Annotated in this window: 19 protein-coding genes and 1 pseudogene; 5 read left to right on the forward strand and 15 right to left on the reverse strand. The window is 60.6% G+C overall.

Features of this window, described 5'->3' with window-relative positions; all coding sequences use genetic code 11:
- Positions 1-5: 5 nt before the first annotated feature.
- Positions 6-1,229 (reverse strand): MFS transporter, encoded by a 1,224-nt coding sequence (locus U5G49_RS26610; protein WP_115156562.1) that lies wholly within the window; start codon positions 1,227-1,229, stop codon positions 6-8.
- 389 nt (positions 1,230-1,618) lie between these two features.
- Between U5G49_RS26610 and U5G49_RS26615 the strand changes: the two genes are divergently transcribed.
- Genes U5G49_RS26615 through U5G49_RS26625 form a run of 3 tightly spaced genes read left to right on the forward strand, consistent with a single transcriptional unit; the run spans position 1,619 to position 5,213 of the window.
- Positions 1,619-2,512: a vWA domain-containing protein gene (locus tag U5G49_RS26615; RefSeq protein ID WP_131606316.1), complete on the forward strand. Its 894-nt coding sequence runs from the start codon at positions 1,619-1,621 to the stop codon at positions 2,510-2,512.
- A gap of 17 nt (positions 2,513-2,529) precedes the next feature.
- The gene (locus tag U5G49_RS26620; RefSeq protein ID WP_115156564.1) at positions 2,530-3,843 is read left to right on the forward strand and encodes a protein kinase domain-containing protein; all 1,314 of its coding nucleotides are present in this window, start codon (positions 2,530-2,532) and stop codon (positions 3,841-3,843) included.
- On the forward strand, positions 3,840-5,213 hold the full coding sequence (locus U5G49_RS26625; RefSeq protein WP_193445235.1) for a metallophosphoesterase: 1,374 nt from the start codon (positions 3,840-3,842) through the stop codon (positions 5,211-5,213). Before U5G49_RS26620 ends, U5G49_RS26625 begins: the two co-directional genes overlap by 4 nt.
- Before the next feature lie 706 nt (positions 5,214-5,919).
- Here the strand turns inward: U5G49_RS26625 and U5G49_RS26630 are convergent.
- The gene (locus U5G49_RS26630; RefSeq protein WP_162804542.1) at positions 5,920-6,087 is read right to left on the reverse strand and encodes a hypothetical protein; all 168 of its coding nucleotides are present in this window, start codon (positions 6,085-6,087) and stop codon (positions 5,920-5,922) included.
- A gap of 404 nt (positions 6,088-6,491) precedes the next feature.
- Between U5G49_RS26630 and U5G49_RS26635 the strand changes: the two genes are divergently transcribed.
- A complete protein-coding gene (locus U5G49_RS26635) occupies positions 6,492-8,177 on the forward strand; it encodes a putative bifunctional diguanylate cyclase/phosphodiesterase (protein ID WP_246289170.1) in 1,686 nt (561 codons plus the stop codon).
- A 428-nt stretch (positions 8,178-8,605) separates the two neighbouring features.
- Positions 8,606-8,771: pseudogene (locus tag U5G49_RS26640) on the forward strand (type II toxin-antitoxin system HipA family toxin); the annotation flags it as partial.
- A 437-nt stretch (positions 8,772-9,208) separates the two neighbouring features.
- Here the strand turns inward: U5G49_RS26640 and virB11 are convergent.
- Genes virB11 through U5G49_RS26705 form a run of 13 tightly spaced genes read right to left on the reverse strand, consistent with a single transcriptional unit; the run spans position 9,209 to position 19,307 of the window.
- Positions 9,209-10,204 carry a P-type DNA transfer ATPase VirB11 gene (gene virB11, locus U5G49_RS26645; RefSeq protein WP_115156569.1) on the reverse strand — a complete coding sequence of 332 codons (996 nt, stop codon included), beginning with the start codon at positions 10,202-10,204 and terminating at the stop codon, positions 9,209-9,211.
- A gap of 6 nt (positions 10,205-10,210) precedes the next feature.
- Positions 10,211-11,386, reverse strand: coding sequence for a type IV secretion system protein VirB10 (gene virB10 / locus U5G49_RS26650; RefSeq protein ID WP_115156570.1), 1,176 nt, complete (start codon positions 11,384-11,386; stop codon positions 10,211-10,213).
- A gap of 9 nt (positions 11,387-11,395) precedes the next feature.
- Positions 11,396-12,253, reverse strand: a complete 858-nt coding sequence (gene virB9 / locus U5G49_RS26655; protein WP_193445236.1) for a P-type conjugative transfer protein VirB9 — start codon at positions 12,251-12,253, stop codon at positions 11,396-11,398.
- Positions 12,250-12,921, reverse strand: coding sequence for a virB8 family protein (locus U5G49_RS26660; protein ID WP_115156572.1), 672 nt, complete (start codon positions 12,919-12,921; stop codon positions 12,250-12,252). The genes virB9 and U5G49_RS26660 overlap by 4 nt, the downstream gene beginning before the upstream one ends.
- A 1-nt stretch (position 12,922) precedes the next feature.
- The gene (locus U5G49_RS26665) at positions 12,923-13,201 is read right to left on the reverse strand and encodes a hypothetical protein (protein ID WP_115156573.1); all 279 of its coding nucleotides are present in this window, start codon (positions 13,199-13,201) and stop codon (positions 12,923-12,925) included.
- A gap of 52 nt (positions 13,202-13,253) precedes the next feature.
- Positions 13,254-14,174, reverse strand: a complete 921-nt coding sequence (locus U5G49_RS26670; RefSeq protein WP_193445237.1) for a type IV secretion system protein — start codon at positions 14,172-14,174, stop codon at positions 13,254-13,256.
- Between the two features lie 3 nt (positions 14,175-14,177).
- Complete coding sequence (locus U5G49_RS26675; RefSeq protein ID WP_193445238.1) at positions 14,178-14,411, reverse strand: EexN family lipoprotein; 234 nt, start codon at positions 14,409-14,411, stop codon at positions 14,178-14,180.
- On the reverse strand, positions 14,408-15,073 hold the full coding sequence (gene virB5, locus U5G49_RS26680; protein WP_246289184.1) for a P-type DNA transfer protein VirB5: 666 nt from the start codon (positions 15,071-15,073) through the stop codon (positions 14,408-14,410). The genes U5G49_RS26675 and virB5 overlap by 4 nt, the downstream gene beginning before the upstream one ends.
- 32 nt (positions 15,074-15,105) lie before the next feature.
- Positions 15,106-17,472, reverse strand: coding sequence for a VirB4 family type IV secretion/conjugal transfer ATPase (locus U5G49_RS26685; RefSeq protein WP_193445240.1), 2,367 nt, complete (start codon positions 17,470-17,472; stop codon positions 15,106-15,108).
- Positions 17,465-17,800 (reverse strand): type IV secretion system protein VirB3, encoded by a 336-nt coding sequence (locus U5G49_RS26690; RefSeq protein WP_193445241.1) that lies wholly within the window; start codon positions 17,798-17,800, stop codon positions 17,465-17,467. Before U5G49_RS26690 ends, U5G49_RS26685 begins: the two co-directional genes overlap by 8 nt.
- Positions 17,801-17,805: 5 nt before the next feature.
- Positions 17,806-18,105, reverse strand: a complete 300-nt coding sequence (locus tag U5G49_RS26695; RefSeq protein ID WP_131606306.1) for a TrbC/VirB2 family protein — start codon at positions 18,103-18,105, stop codon at positions 17,806-17,808.
- Entirely contained in the window at positions 18,102-18,764 is a 663-nt protein-coding gene (locus U5G49_RS26700) for a lytic transglycosylase domain-containing protein (protein ID WP_193445242.1), read from the reverse strand. Before U5G49_RS26700 ends, U5G49_RS26695 begins: the two co-directional genes overlap by 4 nt.
- A 3-nt stretch (positions 18,765-18,767) precedes the next feature.
- Positions 18,768-19,307 carry a hypothetical protein gene (locus U5G49_RS26705; RefSeq protein ID WP_193445243.1) on the reverse strand — a complete coding sequence of 180 codons (540 nt, stop codon included), beginning with the start codon at positions 19,305-19,307 and terminating at the stop codon, positions 18,768-18,770.
- Positions 19,308-19,386: the final 79 nt, after the last annotated feature.

The following is a 19,386-nucleotide window of genomic DNA, read 5'->3' on the forward strand; positions in this document are numbered from 1 at the left end:
CGACCTCAGTGTCCGACGACCGTCGGCGAAGGCCGGCGGTGATGAAACAGTTTCACCGCGAAGGCTGCGATGCCAAGTGCCGCGCCAAGCAGGCTAACGAAGAGCCAGCCGCCCTCCCCCCATGCCAACGTCGCCAGGGCAGAGCCTGCCGCCCCACCGAGAAACATGCCGGTCATGAACACCGTGTTAAGCCGGCTGCGTGCATCCGCATCGAGCGCATAGATGATGTGCTGATTGGAAATCAACGCACTCTGTATGCCGAAGTCGAGCACGATAACGCCGACAACCAAGGAAGCGATCGATCCCCGGACGCCGAAGATCAGCCAGGCTACGATCGTCAGTGCAGCGCCGAGCCAGACCACGAAGTGAGGTCCCCGCTTGTCGGCAACCCGGCCTGCGAGCGGCGCTGCAAAGATACCGACTGCGCCGACGATTCCGAACAGACCTGCAACGTCCGCTCCAAGCTGGAACTCCGGCCCCGCGAGATAGAGCGCCAGGATTGTCCAGAAGGCCGTGAACGAAGCAAACAGCAATGCCTGGATGATCGTCGCGGCCCTTAATGCCGGATGGCGTTTCCAGAGCTGGCCGAGCGACCGGATGGCCTCATGATAGCGCAAAGTCGATGTCGGTGGGTGGTGGGGAAGCACCGCGAACATAAGACCTGCGGCGAGCAGCGCGAGCGGTACCCCGATCCAGAACATCTCACGCCAACCTGCATGCTCGCCGACGAATCCCGACAGGGTGCGGCTGAACAATATCCCCGACAGTACGCCTGCCATGACCGTGCCGATCGTGGCGCCGCGCTTTTCCGGCGCTGCCAGCGATGCGGCAAAGGGCACGATCTGCTGGGCGACAGTGGAACACGCGCCGACGATGACCGAGGCTGCCACCAGCATCCAAGCGGTCGGTGCCAGTGCCGCAAGCGCGAGAGCGGCTGCCAGCATCAGGAACTGCCCGATGATCATGCGGCGCCGATTAACGAGGTCGCCGAGCGGCAATAAGAGAAAAAGGCCCAGTGCATACCCGAGTTGCGTCGCCGTCGGCACCATGCCGGTGATCGGCTGAAGGCTAAAATCCGCCTCGATAAGGCCGAGCATCGGCTGATTGTAATAGATGTTCGCGACTGCAATGCCGCCCGCGACGGCCATGGCCAGCAGCGCTATTTGTCCGATCGCATCATTTTGGGTGACGCTTGCCGCCCCGGCCTGTATCTGTCCTGTGTTTTCCATGACCCTGCTCCATCACCAATCTTGATTTGAGCAAGGTATGTCCAACGGCGTTGCGCGCACATTCAATGGACGTCTACCCGGACCTATACATCGGTTTAGGTTCGCATCGATGCGTTCGATGTGTAGCGTCTATCGATGGTAGACGATCACGTTTGATCAAATCCTGTTTGGAGGCGCGAGGCTATCTCACACAACAGCGAGTGAAGCAGAGGCGAAAATATCCGCTGCGACCATTCAGGGCGCATCGCGAAGCACGAGATCGGTTTATCCCAACGAGACCGAAGGTTCTCCGATGCGACGACAGTAGGAACTTTCATGTCGCCGCCGTGTTGTCGTTAAGGCGCTGGCAGATCTGCCGCGTAACGATACCAAACTATTGGAGCTGACCGATGAGTGATACCGAGCAACCGGACCAGCAGACGCCTCCTACCCCGGGGAGCCCTGCTCCCGCCGCGACACCAGACTCAACCGGGCCGATCTCGTCCACACCGGATCAGCCGGCGGTAGCGTCGATAGAAAGCGCGCCGGCGCTATCGGCCGACAGCCAGATCCTGCAGGAGCGTCCAAAAACCAAAGGCGTGGCCGATATTGTCTTCCTCGTCGACGTTACCGGCAGCATGGCCCCCTGCATCGACGCATTGCGGCGAAATATCGAAGCCTTTATCGACTCCTTAAGCCAAGGCGACCCGAACAACGCCGCTCCTGTCAAAGATTGGCGCGGCAAGGTTGTCGGCTACCGCGACATTGAGGCCGCCGAAGCCGAAGGTCTGCCATGGATCGTCGACAATGACTTCGTGCGCGATGCCAGCGCGCTCAAGGCGCAGCTTGGTACGCTACAGGCAAACGGCGGCGGAGACGAGCCGGAGTCGCTTCTCGATGCTCTTTATAAGGTTGCCTCCATGGAGGCTGTGCCGAAGGGTTCGCAGACGGAGGATGCGGCGAAATGGCGCTACAGAAGCGATGCGGCGCGTGTTGTCATCGTCTTCACCGATGCTTCATTCAAGGAGACCATGAGCATTGCCGAGGCAAAGGGCGGCTCGTTGCAGGACGTGGCTAACCTTATCATGGCCAACCGAATTATTCTCAGCCTCTTTGCCCCGAATTTCGAGGGCTACGATAGACTGAGCCAGATCGACAAGTCGGAATGGGAGGTGGTGGAATACGAAGGGCTGAACCCGCAGGAGGCGCTCCAGAAATTTACCTCCGACCCGGTTAACTTCCGTAACACCCTGAAGCAGTTGGCCGCCAGCGTATCCCGGTCGGCAGCGACCGTAGCGCTTTAGCGACTGACCCGATAGTCATGGCCAAAAAACTGAAAATAGGCGACCGGATCCGGCAGTATCGCGTCACCAAAGTCTTCGGACCGGGAATGATGGCTATTTCCTATGGAGCTCAGACTTCGAGCGGTGAGAAAGTTTTTCTCAAGCAGTACAAGTCCCCTGCTCCGACGGTTGTCTGGTATAGGGATTTCATTGCTTATCAGAACGAGCTCGGAGCACGCGTCCGGAATGGCCGCGCTGCTCAATTTGCGGTGCGCCAGGTCGATGCATTCGAAGAGATCTGGGGCGGGCCTTGCTACTTTCAGGCATTCGAGTTCGTCGAGAATGGTGCAGACCTGCAGCAAATGCTCGATGAGGAGCGGGAGCAGCATCGTCGCACCAAGCAGGCCGCAACTCGTGACGCCACGGTTTGGGCACGTCACCTCACATGGGCAAAAGTGTTCATGACGGGTATTGCGGCATTGCACGAATCCAAGGTCGTCCACGCAGATCTCAAGCCGGCGAACGCATATTTGATCACCGACCCGTCGATCAGCTCCGGCTACCAGCTTAAGCTGATCGATATGGACTTCTCCCTGTTGGCTGACCGCCGCGCGCCCTGGCACGGTCATCAGGGATATGTTGGCACTGACAATTATCGATCCCCTGAACATATGACGCGCGGTGCAATTCCGGGGCTGGCTTCGGATATTTTCACCTGCGGTCTAATGCTTTACGAACTTCTCGCCGGCCATCATCCGTACTGGAGCGAGGACCAGGCTGATTATGCAAAGCTTGTGCAGGGCTATGCCGCCAAACCTCCGGCACTTGCAGGGTTGATGCCGGCACCTGCGAGCAATGCGGAGGTCAGTTCCGTCCTCCACCGATGCCTGTCTCCAGATCCCGCTGCAAGACCGACGGCTGCAGAAGTTCGGGCTATATTGAGTGGACGCGGCGCAGGCTCTGGCGTCTCCGGACAGAAGGCTGCTGCATCGACAACAGAAGGCATCGCTCATCCCGCTTCCGCAGAGCTGATCATTTCCGAGAGGATCGAGCTGCTTGGTCCAAACGGACGTTCGCTCCAGATCGGGGTGATGACGGAACTTGGAAAACCCCTGTTGCGGCAGTTCGGGCCGGAAAGCGAGTTCTGGGATAATCACCAATGCGTCCTGGAACGAAATCCAACACGGCAGTGGGTGGTATCTCCCGTGGCTGGTGCGACCAACGAAACACTGGTGAACGGCCTGACCCTGACAGCTGCTCGTCCGCTCAGGCAAGGTGATCGAATTGCGGTCGGACGCCAGGCCAAAGGCATCGCCAAGATGCCCCTTACGGTGCGGGCGCTCAACAAATGAACTCGGCCGGCGGACGTGAAGTGCCCGAGTCCGATCCTCCCTGCGAGCAGCCGGCGAGAGCAGAGGCGCCTCCGGTGATGACAGATGTGCCCAAAGATGAACGAGAGGCGCCGGGTCCTTCCAGTCCCCTCGGCGCGCTTGCCGCAGATGTTGCAGCTGTAGGCCCCGAACCTCCACCGGCGGTTGCTGCGCCGTTGGACGGAGAGGCTGCGGCCGGGACGGAAAGCCTGCCGTCTGACCAGGATCTTTCGAAGGTGACGGCCTTTGCTCCATTAGAAATCGTCGAGGTGAATGACCTTGATTGGAAAGCTGTCCTCAATCGGGCCAGCCCGTCTTCCATCCGCTCCGAAATTCGGTCGACGGTGGAAAGAATGGAGGGTCTGCTTGACCGGGCCGACGGGCCTGGCATGTTGTTCGACAAATTCCGCGCCGATCCCACCGACAAAGTCATCAAGATTTCTGACTTCGATGCCGAAATCCCGCTGTGGATCATCGGCGACTTACATGGGGATCTTCTGGCGCTCGAGGCTGCACTTGCGGCAATGCGGCAGCCGGACCTGCAGCCCGGAGAAGGTCCACCTCGGATCCTGTTTCTTGGCGATCTCTTCGATGACGAGGGTTTTAGCCTCGAAATCCTTCTCCGCGTATTTGAACTGATCGTAGACGCGCCCGACCGCGTGTGCGTCATCGCCGGCAATCACGACGAAGCATTGTCTTACGATGGCGTACGATTTTCCTCGAGCGTGACGCCATCGGACTTTGCCGACTTCCTCAACGCTAACCTCACCCACGAATGGATCGAGCGGGCCGGTAAGCTTGCCGTCCGCCTGTTTACGAACGCTCCGCGCGCACTCTTCTTTCCCGACGGATTGCTTGCCGCCCACGGAGGCTTTCCGCTGGTTGACTTGCATCCCGGCCTGGCTGAATCGGGGGAATGGAACAACCCGATGTGCCTGTCTGATTTTGTGTGGACAAGGGCCCATCCGAAAGCCCGCAGGAAGCTTCCAAACCGCTTCTCGCACGGGAGCCAGTTCGGCTACGAGGACTTCGCTGCTTTTTGCTCTTTGAGTGCTGGTCTCGGACGGCCCGTCACACATATGGTACGCGGCCACGATCACGTGGAAGAAAGGTATGCGAGCTTCCCCGCCTATCGGGCTAATCCGCTGCTCACGACCGTCGCCCTTTCGCGTCGGTTGAGCCGCGAGGCATTCGGGCTCTACGAGCGGGTTCCTACCATGGCGCGATATGTCGAAGGAGCCCTGCCGCGCGTGTATCGGTTGCACATTCCCGTGGAAATGATCCGTGCCTATTATCCTCAGCCGGCCGCCGACAGCATCGACAATCACCCGAGCCAGGAGCCTCAAGCATGACGGGCGTCATCTTGCGTTGTCCAAACTGCGGCACCTCCACAGCGACTTCCGGCGAGTGCGAGGCCTGCCATGAGGCAGAAGTCCGCTTCTACTGTACGAACCATAAGCCGGGGCATTGGTTAGATGCACCCGCATGTCCGCAATGCGGCGCAAGGTTTGGCGATCCGATACGTCCGGCGGCACCGTCGGTCCCCCCTCCCGTTCGCCCACGTCCGTCGGTCCCTTCTCCCAAACCCCGCCGGGAACCACCACCACCGCTGGATACGAGTCCCGGGCCATGGGGCCGGAAAGAGAGACGGAGGCCTGCCCGCCCTGAGACCGACGGCGCCTCAGCGCGCGACATCCGCACGGCAAAAATGCTGGAGATGCTTGAAGCCCTCTCCCGCGCCGGACGTATCACTCGAGGGACAACCTTTCCTGTCCCGGAAGCGCCACCGACAAGGGCAGCAGCGGGGGGGTGCCTGATGCGGTTTTTGCTCCTCGTGATGTTCCTGTTCATCATCTTGCCGCTGATATTTTCCCTCATAGGAGGCTCCCTACTTGGCGTACTCGACGGCTATTACTTCTGAGGATCGACGACCAGGTCACGCTCCAGGCGGCTGAGGCCGGATGTCCCTGCTTATACGTGCCGCTCCACAAGCTCTCCTGCCGGGGCCGTGCCGGATGGCTACGGCTGCATGCGCGCGCGCCGTGGCAGCGGTGCCCGTCAGATTGAGCTGTCGGTCAGGGAAAAGATCCTGTCGGCGATCGCATTTGACGTATCATGGAACTCCTGCCCCCCATCAAGAAAGACCAGCATAGGGTCCGGGCCGCTCGTCATAAACGAATCCAAGCTGACCGAAATGATCTCGCCGGCGGTCACTTTGTTGCGCAACCGAACCGTCGCCTGTTTACAAAAGGAATTTCAAATCCGCCGCTTTCGGTCCGACGCTAGCCAAGAGCACCGCCTGCGACTTCGCGACCAGACACGGTGTTCGTAGTTCCTGGGTGTTTTCCTCGAGCATTGTTCGCGTCCGGTTCGAAGCCCGCGCAAGTAGCTGGGTGACGTTCAAGAGTCCAGTTTGCTTCATCACGCGCGGGGCACTCTTGTTGCGCTCCTCTGGGCCTTCGGCAGCGATATGCACGCAACTTTAAGTCAATGTTCACGCATGTATTCCATGTTGATTTTGCTTGGCAGGCAGATTTCCCAACGGGGATGATTTGGAAACCAGGCCCGGCACGATGCACGAGGCACTCATGGCAACCAGATCGTCTTCAATAAGCAGCTCGGAGCGGCGCATGCCGTTTACGGTGGTGAAATTCGCCGAGGCGACGAAATTGTCCCTGATCTCGATCGACAGCCACGGGGATATCGAGTTCGTCAATCCCTCCGCGTGCGCGCTGTTCGGCTACGCCAAGGGGGAGATGACCGGAAAGCCTATCACTATCATCATCCCCGAGCGAATGCGGGGGGCGCATATGGCAGGGCTGCAAAAGGTGTCTGCGGGGCAAAAACCAAACCTCGGCGGCAGGCCAGTCGAGGTGTCGGCGGTCAGGAAGGACGGCACGGAATTTCCAATCGAAATCACCCTATCAACCTGGCGTGGCAAACACGGGGTCTGTGCGGGCGCCGTCATCACCGATATTTCAGAGCGACGGGAGAAGGAAGGGCGCCTGTTGCGCTTGGCGAGCCAGGATACCCTGACGGGACTGCTTAATCGTCATCGCTTTTCCACGCTGCTTGCCGATACGCTCGCTGCAGGAAACGCTGCCGCCATCATGCTTTTGGACCTGGATGGCTTCAAAGAAGTCAACGACACGCACGGACATTTGGTCGGCGATTGTCTTTTGCAGGCTATCGGTGTCAGGCTCCCATACATGCTGCGTCCTGACGCTCATATCGCCCGCGTCGGCGGCGACGAATTTGCCGTGCTGTTGCAAGGTGTAAGCGACCCGCGCGCCGTTTATGCCCAAGCCGATGCTATCCTCCAGGCATTTACAAAGCCGTTTGAACTCGGCGGACATGTTCTCGAACTCGGCACCAGCATCGGCTTTGCTCTTTCACCCGCCCACGGGGTGGAAGCCGAAGAGCTGATTGCCAGTGCCGACTACGCCCTGTATCGAGCGAAAGCCGCAGGCGGACACTCGATCCGGATGTATGACGCCACCATGCGGAGTGAGACGTCGGCGCGGCGCGAACTGCGCGATGAGCTGCTTGCCGGGATGCGTAAAGGTGAGCTGGAGCTCTTCTATCAGCCCCAGGTAAGGCTCTCCGACGGAAAGATCATCGGGCTTGAAGCCTTGATCCGCTGGCATCATCCCACTCGGGGCCTGCTGACGCCCGGAGCCTTTCTTCCTGCTCTCGATCAGAGCGCATTGGCTTTGGATATTGGCTGGTGGACGCTCGACGAAGCCGCCAAGCGCGCCAGCGAACTGCAGGCGTCAGGCTACAAAATCAAGATCGGCGTCAACCTCTTCCCGGGGCAACTGCGCGCACCCAATCTCATCCAGAAAGTGGCCAGTGCACTTCAAAGGCAGTCCCTCGCGCCGGAGGGATTGGAGCTCGAAGTCACCGAAACGATCGCGCTTGCGGATGACGATCGTTCACTGGAGGCGATGACGGCCCTGCGAGAGCTTGGCGTTGGCATCGCCTTCGACGACTTTGGAACGGGATATGCTTCGCTCAGTTCATTGCAGCGTTATCCGCTGACGACGCTGAAGATCGATCGCGGCTTCATCCAGCAGATCCGCAGCAGGCCGAACGATGCCGCGATCACACGGGCACTGATCGGGCTCAGCCGAGATATGGGACTGGACACGGTCGCAGAAGGCATTGAAACCCGCGAACAGGAGGAGGCTCTCCTGGCCTTGGGTTGCCCATATGGCCAAGGCTACCTCTACGGTCGGCCTGTGCCGTTCAGCGCGGCCTTCAGTCTCATTGAGCAGAAGGCAGCATCGCCAGCGCTTAAAGCTGACTGCATTTGATGCAGACCTGCGATGCATCCGGCCCTTCGGCTCGTCAGTACGGCTTGCCGGGAAGTCCGGCGCCAGCGGTTCGACGATCGCCGCAGGCATCATCGAGATCCAGGTTGCTGAAGCGGCGCGATAGTTGATTTCAGTCAACACCGACCATTGGAATGCGCGGCCGCAGCGATAAGTGGTTCCGATAGCGCCCCGATGTTAAACCGCGGCCGGCCGCTCGCCCTGGTAGCCACTGGGATCGCATGGACGTCGCGCGCACCTTTGATTAGGGGTTGCCGTCGATCCCACCCCGACGCACTCTAGTCGAGGCGTTGTTGCTGTAAATTTAGGCGTCGGAATCATTGACGCTGGCCGATGAACATCTCCACCCAGGAACAATTGTAAGCTTCGTGATACATATCCGTCCAATCTGTAGTGCGAAGGTGGCAAATGCCGACACCTTCTTCGCCCTCACGCTCGCCCAGGCTCGCGCGATCATCAAGGAAGTCGCAACGTCCACCGCGACGTGGCGCGAGACCGCAAAAGCGGTCGGTGAGCGGTCGGCCGAGATCAACTGCGTTCGAGCATGATGATTCACGGCGAGCGCTAGTCCTGTGACGAGAACCCTCCTCCACCGTTTCGATCCGCCCGCAGCCAGCCCGATCACCGACGCGACCGTCGGACCTCGATGTCGGGGACATCGAGGATGCTGGCATTCGCGGCATGCTTCAGACGCCCCTGCCGCGTATGGTCCATGGTCTATCCTCGACGCGCTTTTTGCTCCGACCGGTGTTAGGCCCTTCATCTTCCGCGAACCGCTCGGCCGGGCCCGGGGGGTGAAGATCGCTCTTTCGGGCCTATGCCGCTTCGTCGCGCGCCCATTTAGAGCGCTACTTCAACCTCTCATCTTTGCGCCGGCAGTCAGACCACACACCGGCGACGGAAAGTCGAAGTCACATGTCTGTCGCCAGGAGATCTATCGAAGGAACCGCCTGTGCGCTGAATTTGTCGTCGCTCACCGTCGCTGGAGCCACACCGAGCTGGCGAACGCCTCTTCAGGCGGCGGCACGATAGTAGATTTCGGTCACCCGAAACCGACCATCGATGCGTTTGCACTGGACGATGACGTCGATCGCGATCTTCAGCATCTCGCGTATGTCGTCTCGCCCCAGATCCCGACCGCCGTCGGATTCCTTTACCAGCAGTGTCAGTTGTTCGAATGCCAGCCTGGCCGAGTCGGCATGCACGGTGGTGATCGAGCCCGGATGGCCTGAGTTCACATTGCGAATGTAGTAGAACGCTGTGCCGTCGCGCAGTTCCTGCAGAAGAATGCGATCCGGCCGCATGCGCAGACAGGATTCGAGCAAATCCTTTGCCCCGACCTTTGCCAGCCCTTGGCCACCCTTGGAGTAGAAGAGGCGGACATGGTTCGGTTGCGGGATCACGAGCTCGGGCGTGTCTTCAATCGAGATGATGCGTTCGCTGGAAGGTATATGGCGGATTAACGCCTTCGAAAGCGTCGTCTTGCCGGATCCCGTCGCCCCGGAGATGATGATGTTCTTGCGCGCGTGGACGGCCTCTCGCAGAAATGCCGGGTAGGACCCTGTTCTAAGGAACTCCAGAAGCCTACGGTCGGCCGAGGAGATGTCCGTCTCTTGCCTCGCGACCTCGGCGAACAAGCCGCCCTGCTCAAGATCGTTCAGGCTCAGCGACACCGACGACGGCTTTCTGATCGTGATGCTGACGGTTCCCTTTGTCGTGGCGGGCGGGATCACGATCTGGATCCGCTCGTCGCCCGGCAGCGTTGCCGAGAGGATAGGCCGGGTTTCGTCGATCGACTGGTTGGAATAGCTCGCAACAGCCCGCGCGAGACGCATCAGCTTGTCGAACGACAGCTCCGGCAGATCGTGGGTTTGCCACCCGGCCGCACCTTCGGTCACCACCTGAGTTGGCCAGTTGATGATGATCTCGTAGAGCGACTTGTCGCGCAGGAAGGGCGACAGCGGTACCAGCAGCTCTCGCACGACACCTGAATCGGCACCCTCTGTCATCGCGGGCTACTTCGTGACCAGGGTCGAGGCTGGAGCGAAGTCGCCAAGAACCGCCCGATCGTAGATGCGATTGCGCGGTTCCGTAACACGAAGCCGATAGACGCTCGAGAAATCGAGATCACGTGCCACGAAGATCGAGACCAACTCTCCCTGATGCTTCAACAGTGTCGGCGGAATATTGATCGACTGCTCGACGGCGATGGTCGCGGCCTGCTTGCCGGCGCTCGTCGTGTTGTCTGCCTCGACATCGCTATCCTGCAGCTGGCTGTTGGCGTAGGAGGTGGCGTCGCCGACGATGGACAACAGGATGGCGCTGCCGAAACGCTCCCACCAATGGGTATCGACATAGCCGTCGACACCGGCACGCCCGAGGGCATCGGTTGCCGGCGACGCCAGGGTGATGATCACCCCCTTCGGCGTCTTTGCCCGGTTCCACAGAACAAACAGGCGTTTCTGACCGTGGCGAAGGCCGCCGCGATATTCGCCGACGACCTGCGTACCCTTCTCCATCAGCACGACCCGGCCGTTGTCCGACAGGACGTCGCGGTTGATGACACAGCTCGTGAACCCGGGTTGGTCCGAGGACAATGCCGTCTCCAGGACGCATGGAATGGAGGTGCCCATGGCAACGATGAAGTCCCGATTGCCGAGCGTGCCGGCCCGCGAGCCCTGCAGCTGTGTCGGTGTCAACAGCCGATTGAAGCGCTGGTCCTCGTTTTCGGCCTGGGCACCGAGACCGCCCGGGCTGTTTCCGAGCGCAACGTAGTTCGAACTGGCGTCGGCGCTGGCGTGCTCGCCTTGAGAATGAGGCTGGGAAGATTGCTTCCCGCCATAGGCGATGACCGGCGCGCGGCGGGCGGCGTCGAGGAGCTTCTCGTCCTCGCCCGTCTGCTCGGGCATGCCGGGGGTTGGCAGGAGGTTTTCCGGCGGCGCGGCGACCGGCTGGACCGGTTCCTTCGCCGGCTCGAAATCGGATGTCTGACGGATGACGACGCGCTCGGGCTGGACCCCGTCGGCGGGCTTCTCCTCCCCGCGCATCGACCAGAGCGCAAAGCCGACGAAAGCGACGATCGCCAGCGCCACCACGCCACGTCTCACCGCCGGATTGTTCTCGAGGCCCCGAGCCGTGCTCGTTTCGGCGCGCTCACCAGGAATGTGGGTGCTGTTGTCTTCCTCGGCCATGACGTCCTCCTATTGCCCTGTCGCAGCTTGCGTCTTCACGACGCGCTCGACAGAGGGTGAGGTCGTATTGGTATCGGAATTGATGCCGATACGATCATAGGCCTCGTTGAAGATGCAGAGGACGTCGCCTCCCCTGCGCAGGATGAATTTGCGGCTGATCGCGTGCACAAGCACCAGATTGCTGTCGACGGACTTCGGCACGAGGGTCTCGCTGCCGTCGGAATTTTCCATGTAGATCGCCGGCATTTCCTGGTTGCCGGCAAAGGCGAAGGTGGTGACCTTGCCATTATCGTAGACGGCCTGTGGTTCCAGTGCCGCGGAGCCTTGAGCCGAATAGCGCCAGTTGCGTGGCCCATAGGCTTCGTGAAGAGCAAGGACCCTGTCCGCTTCGCCGGCCTGAGCCGCTTGTGCACGAGCAGCGGCTTCGAGTCTGCGGCGTTCGGCCTCGTCGGCGGGATAGCGATACTTCACATAAAAGTAAGTGTTCTGCCCGGCCTCGACGGTGCCATCGCGCACCGTAAGCTCCATCTGATAGCTGCGGGTCGATCCGTCCCGCCTGGTCGTCACGACCGAGATGTTGGTGACCGGCTGGTTTTCGCGGGGTTTCAGGAACAGGATGTTGCCGGCCGGCGCCACTTCCCACGCGACGCTGTTGCCGAGCGCGACGTGGGCGATCTCCTCATCGGCGGCAAACTCTATCTGCACCGAGGACCGCAACGTGCCGACGATCTTGGTGATGTTGTAAGGCTGGTAGTCGATGAAGCGGACCCGGCTATCCTGCGACGCACCGCGCGGGATATCGAGTGCCAGCGCCGGAGTGGAGAGGCCGGCGGCCAGGGCCAGGACGATCAGGGAACTCTGCTTCAATTGATGGCCTCCGGATCGGCGCGATAGTCGCTGACGGCAAAACCAAGCGGATTGGTCAGTCGGTCGGTCGAAGACATCGGCGCGTTGACATAGGAGAAGGTGAGCGTTGCAACCCAGTGGGTGGTCCGGACGTCGTCACCGCGAGTGACCGTCCTGGTATAGCGCACCGATACGACATTGGCGTTGAGCAGCGAGATCGAGACGATGTTGACGCGTGACGTTGCGCTGCGCCCATAGATATTCTGCGGAGAGTCCGGATTGCCGCCTCGGTAGATCGCCGCAAAGCGCGTCTGTTCCGGCTGGGTCGAGAGGAGCGCGACGGTGCGAAAATTCTCCTCGGCCTCGCTCCAGACATAGGCTTCCCGGGCGCGCACATATTTGGCAGCGAAGTACTTCGTCACCGCCTCGTCATAGCTGCCGGCGGTCGAGGTCAGCGCCGAGACGACGTCGACGATGCCGGTCGAATTGTCGACCCGAACGACGAACGGCTCGACCGTTTTCAAGGGCGTCAGGCCGGCAACGGCGAAGATCGAAGTGGCGGCAAGCACGCTGGCGGCGATCGCGATTGACCAGGCGATGCGCGCCGAGCGTTCTACCTGGACCAGCCGATCCTGATCGAAACGGCGCGCCTTGTCGAAATAGTCTTTCAGACTGTCCGTGCTCACCATGTCACCGCCCCCGGCACGGCCGATAGGAACCGACGGCGTCGAAATGCGCGAAGGCGGCAGGCTCCTCCGTCAGCGGCTCTTCGCTATAGGAAGTCGCCTGGCCGGCCGCCGTCGCCGGGACAGAGCCACTCTGCTTGGCAGGCTTGTCGTCCTCCCATTGCCACATGGCGCGGTTGAGCGGCCGGCGCAAATAGCCGTCACATTTGGGCAAAGGGTGGGAGGCCGAAGCACAGCCCGTGAGGCCGGCGGTAAGGAAAAGCGACAAAAAGATGCGGATCATCTGAACGTAAACCTCTGAAACGTTTTTCGCGGAGAAGTCGTCATTCGGCTCCTCAGGATCTGAGGCGGCGGCTGACGGAACGGGCGCCTCGTCCAACCGCTCGGGCACCATGCGAGGCCGCCCAGGCAAACGTGCCTTCGTGTGCGTCTCGGGCAGCACCATAACCGTAGGTCAAAGACGCCCCGCCCGCCGCGAGCGCGGAGGCAATGCCTGGCAGCTGATAGAAGACGTAGAGAGCGGCAAGGCAGATGGCGCAAAGGGCGACCGGACGCATCATGACGTCGGTATAGCTTTCGACCGCCGTGAAGGTCGTGTCGATACAGCTGATCAGCAGTGAACCGATTGCGACGACCAGGACCTGGAGAATGACGAAATTGACGAGCTGCCCGATCCAGGATTCGGTAAAACGACGGGTGGACTGGAACATCGCCAGCGCCACGAAGATCGGCCCGATGGCCAGCACGACGGCGAGCGCCAGCCGGGCATAAAGCGAGACGATATAGCCGATCGCCGCGACAGTAAAACTCGCGCCGATGGCCATCATCCCGCCGATGCCGTTGACGATGTCGGCGGGCCAGGTGGCACGCGCCCAGATATCCTGAGCACATTTCTGGCCCTTGTCGAGCAGGCTGTCGAAGGTGGAGGCACTCGGTGCCGTCCCCGAGTTCAATGCCTGGGAGATCTCGCGGGGCAGCGTCTCGAAGAAAATGTCGGTGACATAGGTCTGATATTCGCTGGCGTTTCGCACCAGCATGACGATGATCGCAAGCTTCATCGCCCGGAAGGCAAATTCGAGTATGGGCTCCTGGACCGAGCCACGCAGGACAAGGTAGCCATAGAGCACGACGTAGAGCGTCAGCGCCGCGGTCAGCGGGCCACTGATCCAGCTGGCAATGTTCGACGTGCCCGACGAGATGAAATTCTCGAGCGGTGACTTGAACTGGCCATCGACGAAGCTGAAGACCTGATACATGGCTCAGCCTCCAAGCGATGTCTTCATACGTTCAAGCCGCAGCTTCCAGTCGGCCGCCTCCGCGTTTTGGCAATTCGGCGTCTGGCGCAGGGCCCCGGGATTGTTGCGGCATTCGCTCATGACCTTTGACAGCAGGGTCTGATCAGCCATGAGTTCGTCGACGGTATAGATCTTGTTGCCTTGGCCGAAGCAGCCAGAAAGCGGGAGCGCGGCGATGCCAAGAAGCAGATGTTTCATTTGAGCGCCTCGCCCATGGCATCCAGGCGCTTGCGCCAATCCTCGGCCTTGCGCTGGTCGTCGACCTGAACCTGTGCCTGCTGGACCATCTGCAGAGCCTGCATGCGCAGCACATCGGTTTGCAGAAAGGCGGTTTCGGCCTGCAGGCGTGCCTGAAGATCGGCGATATCCTTGGCATCCGCGGCACCCGAGATCTGCTGGCGCAGCTGATCGATACCGTCGATGCGCTTGGTGGCGGCATCGTAGATCTGCTGGCCGAGGCTCATCTGGCCGGCATTCTGGTTCTGGGCGCGAGCCAATTCCTGCGCATAGAAATCATTGGCGCTGGTACGATAGGTCGAATTTTCTTCGAGGAATTTCGAGGCGGAGGTGGCGAAGACACCGCTGCCAGACCCTTTGAGCAAGCCTTCAATGGCATTGAAATCCTGCGGCAATGCCTTGCGGATCGACGGGTCGTTCAGCAGACCGGCGACATCGGCCATGTTGGTAAGCTTGTTCAGTGACGAGTAAAGCTGCTGCGCCTGCTGGAGCTGCTGATTGAGCGTGTCGAGCTGGGATTTCAGCTGGGTGATGCTCTCGATCTGCTTAGCGATCGCCGTCTCATCGATGACCGGAATGCCCTGTGCGAATGCCGTTCCAACTGGCAACAAAGCAACCATCATCGCCAGCGCAAACCCTATTCTGACCCTTTCCATCAATCTGTTCTCCTTCTTTGCTGAAACACCGGTAGCCAGTCTTCGAGCCCGTCGCCGATCTCCGCCCGGATCGCCTCGGCGAGTTCGACGTTCGCGGTGCGGCCTGACAGGATGTCGAGTTCGTCGTCGAAACCCGTGAGGTTCAATTCAGCGACGACGCTGTTGTGACCCTGCTTGACGATGAAGCGCCGGCTCTCGACCGAAAGTTCGCGGGAGAGAAGCTCGAACTCGCGCTCCGTCAGTTTGAACCCGTCGACGTAGTCGGCATGGTCGCCGCGCGGATTGGGCAGAAAGATTTGCGTCGGGCACTGCTCGATGATCGTGTGGGCGATCGGCGAGACGATCGCATCGCGCGGGCTTTGGGTCGCAAACAACATCAGGCCGTTCTGCTTGCGGATCGTCTTCAGCTTGTTCTGGGCGAGATCGCGAAAACCTTCGTCCTGCAGGGCCTTCCAGAACTCGTCGATGACGATGATGATGCGCCGCCCGTCGATCAGCTGCTCGATGCGGAAGAACAGATAGGCCATCAACGGGGTGCGGATTTCCTCGTTGTCGAGGAAGTCGGTCATGTCGTATCCGATGAACCTGGCGCCGATCCCGATGTCATCGGTCTCGTTGTCGAACACCCAGCCGAGCGGCCCTCCTCTCTCCCAGCGCCTGAGCCGTGAGGCGATGCCTTCGGGATCGGTGTTGTTGAGGAAAGTGCGCAAGGCGCCGATCGAGCGTCTTTCGACCGGCAGGTCCGCCAGGCCATCGATGGCCGAGGCGATGTCACGCAGCTCCAAGACCGTCAGTTCGCGCTTTGCCGATCCGACCAGCTGGCCGACCCAGCGGGCGAGGAACACCTTGTTCTCTGGCGTGAGTTCAAGTGCCTTCAACGGCGCGCAGGCGGTGGCAACACCGTTTCGAAGCGGCAGGTAAGTGCCACCCGCGGCCCGCACGAAGAGGTCAGCTCCTCGATCCTTGTCGAAGAAGACCATGTGGGGATCATGTTTTTCGAGCTGGGAGAGCATGAAGTTCAAGAGCACCGTCTTGCCGGTGCCCGACGGGCCGCAGACGAAGGTGTTGCCAAGGTCGCTATGGTGGAAATTGAAATAGAAGGGCGAGCCGGAGGCAGTCTTCAGCATGGCGACGGCCGGTCCCCATTCGTTGCCGTCTTTCTTGCCGGTGGGGTAGGAATGATAGGGGGCGAGCGCTGCAAAATTGCGCGACGTGATGGCGCCCGATCTTGCGCGATAGCGGAAATTGCCCGGCACCTGCCCCCACCAGGCCGCCTCGAGCCCGAGATCCTCGCGGGCGACGACCGCCCCGCCGTTGGTGAGATAGGCGCGTGCTTTCGCCATGTGGTCGGCAAGCTCCTTCACCGAAGGCGCAAAGACCGACAGCGCCAGATGGTGCTCTCCAAGCACAAAGCGGTTCGATTCAAGGTCGTCCATGGCATCGCCGAGCTCTTCGATCTGCGACGCCGCCTTGTCGCCGGCGCTCACCATCTGGTTCTGTTTGCGCCCCATGATCGTGCGCGCATCTGCTTTCGAGACGAATGCGAAAGACTGCGTCAGGATGAGCTCGAACGGCGCCGTCAGGATGCCGTCGAGCATGCCGCTGCGGGTCGTCGCCGGATATTCCTTGAACCCGAATATGCCGGCATAGCGGCTTTCGGCCTCATGACGGATCTCGATGGTCTCGCGCCCGAAGATCACCCGATCGGAATAGATCGCCGAGGATATCCGGCCCTCCGTCAACGGAACGCGCTCTCGCCGGCCGCCGACGATCTGATGCAGGACCTCGCTCGGTTCGGAGAAGATGATGTCGTCCTGCTCGTAGAGGGTCAGCACCCGAGGCTCGAAGCGTTTCAGCCCTGCGGTCACGTCGGATACTTTGTCCTGCAGGTGCTTCAGGGCATCCCCGTCGACTTCGACGCAGTTGCGGCGCGCCCTGCGCAGGCGCGAAAGGAAGTTGGCTGCTTTTTCGGCCGGATCCCGGCCCGGATGCCAGACAAGCGAGAGGTAAAGGTCGTTTCGAAACAGATCCTCTCCGATCATGCGTTGGCGGTATCTTGCATTCAGCCCCTGCGAGAAAGAATTGGCGAACTCTCCGCCCGGATAGTCGTTGTCGCGACGGCGAATGACATGTGTCCAGAGCGCCAGGCGCTCGTCGGCGATGTTGCGATAGAGCGTATTGAGGTCCCGGTGCAGACTGTTGAGATCGAGGACATCGGTAGTCTCGAAGGATATGCCATCGAGCGCGAGCATCACCATCAGCGCCCTGGATTCGAGTGCGATCGTTGTCTCATCGACATGACGGACGTGCGGAATGAAGGTTTCCGGCCCGAGTTCACGCGAGCGGAGCGTTGCGATGCTAGGCAAGGCTCAAATCCCTTTCGTCAAAGCGCCTGGCGAGCGTCAGGGGCGAGAGCGTGGCGCCGCCCCAATAGGCCGCGTTGCGCGACCGGCCACGTGTCTCGATCCAGGAGATCAGGATCCGGAACATGTTGTGGTCGTGCTTGACGAGCGTCCGGAATATGAAATGGAAGACCACGCCGACAAGCGCGTAGGCAATCGATCCCGCGGTGATGTAGAGGATCGTCGTCAGCATGACGTTCACGCCCATCGCCTCCATCGTCACGCCGGCGATCATCGCCGGGCGGGTGCAGGCAAGGAACAGGATATCCTCCTCAATCGCGGCGGTCGGCATGATGATCAGCTTCCGACGATCGTATTGACGAGTTCCGTCGCGCCGAAAATCCCGCCGATGCCGATGATCCAGAAGCCGGCGCGGCGCAGATCCATGTAGCCGAACATCCAGGCGATGCAGATGATGATGACGGCGATGACCGCGAGCAGCCGGGCGATGTTGCCGGTCAGCATGTCGACGATATTCTGCAGGACGGTTTCGACGCCGGCTGCCTGGGCAAAGGCAGGCTCCGCCAGGCAGGCGACGATGGCGGCGGCCAACAGGAGAGGGGCCGCCACAGGGCGAAGGTTTGCTTTCGAGATCATTGGCTTTGCTCCGATTGAGTTTTTTGAAACACGAGAACCTGGGATGACCGCCGGGCGTTGAAGACGTCCCACGATGCGGCTTCACCGGATTGGGGAAGGAATTGTTCAACCGGGGACGCTTCCCGGCTGGATGGCGGCTCAGCGCGAGGCGCTTCGTCGCGCGGCTCGACGATGGCGAGAGACGCCAGGCTGGCAGGCAGTCGCCCCATTTCCTGGCGGACCTGCTCGTCATATTTGACCATCTTGCCAACAGACGGATCGTCATGCCCGTAATAGGACTGAAGCATCACTGTTTCGGCCTGCTTCGCATCGGCGCCGAAACGCAAGGCAAGGCGATAATAGCCGTCGAGCAGGGTGGCCGTCGCCTTGAGGTTCATACAGGGATCGAACGCATCCGAAATCGACAGCTTGAGCCTGCGCAGTTCCGCCTCGCCAATGCCGCCCAGACCGATCTGAATGTCCTGACGATTGGCAACGAGAGAGGTCGCGATTTCAATTGCCTCAGCCTTAGATGCGGGTTGACGCTCAAGCGGCGGGCCGCTGTTGATACGAATGGCGAAAGGCTTGAAACCACTTTCGAGACTGATGACGGCGGCGAGCGTCCTAACCTCCACCATGGGCGCGCAATCCTGGGCGAGATCCATGAAAGTGACGGCCATCGATCAGTACCAGACCCGTTGCGTCGCCATCCCATCGATCGTCACGTCGACATAGTGGGGCTGCGATCTCACCTTCGGGCGGGCCGTCGGATAGCCCATGCATCGGCGTCCTCCATCCGACCGTTGCCATCGCGGCGACAGAACCGAGCCGTTGCCGGAACTCCGGCTCTCACCGACATTGGGGCATAACGCGTCGCTCACTGGCTGGAGGGCCGCCGACACGCAGATGGTTTCTTGCCCGCGCGGACCATAATCGGTCTTCAGCCGGTATCCGGTTTCGCAGTAATAGGGCTCATAGCCCGGGCGCGAACTGTGGAAGGTGGCGCCGCTGCATGTCGGGAAGGAATGCCCCTCGGCAAGCTCACGCCACAGTTTCTGGATCGACGGCCGGCATGCCGCGAACTGCGTTGGGCCTCCGGGGTTGGAAAGGCACAGGATAACCTCGCAGCCCCACTCATTTGCTTGCGCCCTGCCAGGTGAAGTAAGGTAGGGTGGCGCCAGGCAGCAGGCCGCGACGACCGAGTTGAACAGAAGGTTTTTCATGAGCACGACCCTCCAGAGGACATCCGGTTGCGGAAGAGGTGGCTTGCCTGTAGAACAATCTATACTGATTTATATAACA

The sequence above is a fragment of the Rhizobium indigoferae genome (assembly GCF_034554815.1).
Classification (GTDB): Bacteria; Pseudomonadota; Alphaproteobacteria; order Rhizobiales; family Rhizobiaceae; genus Rhizobium; species Rhizobium leguminosarum.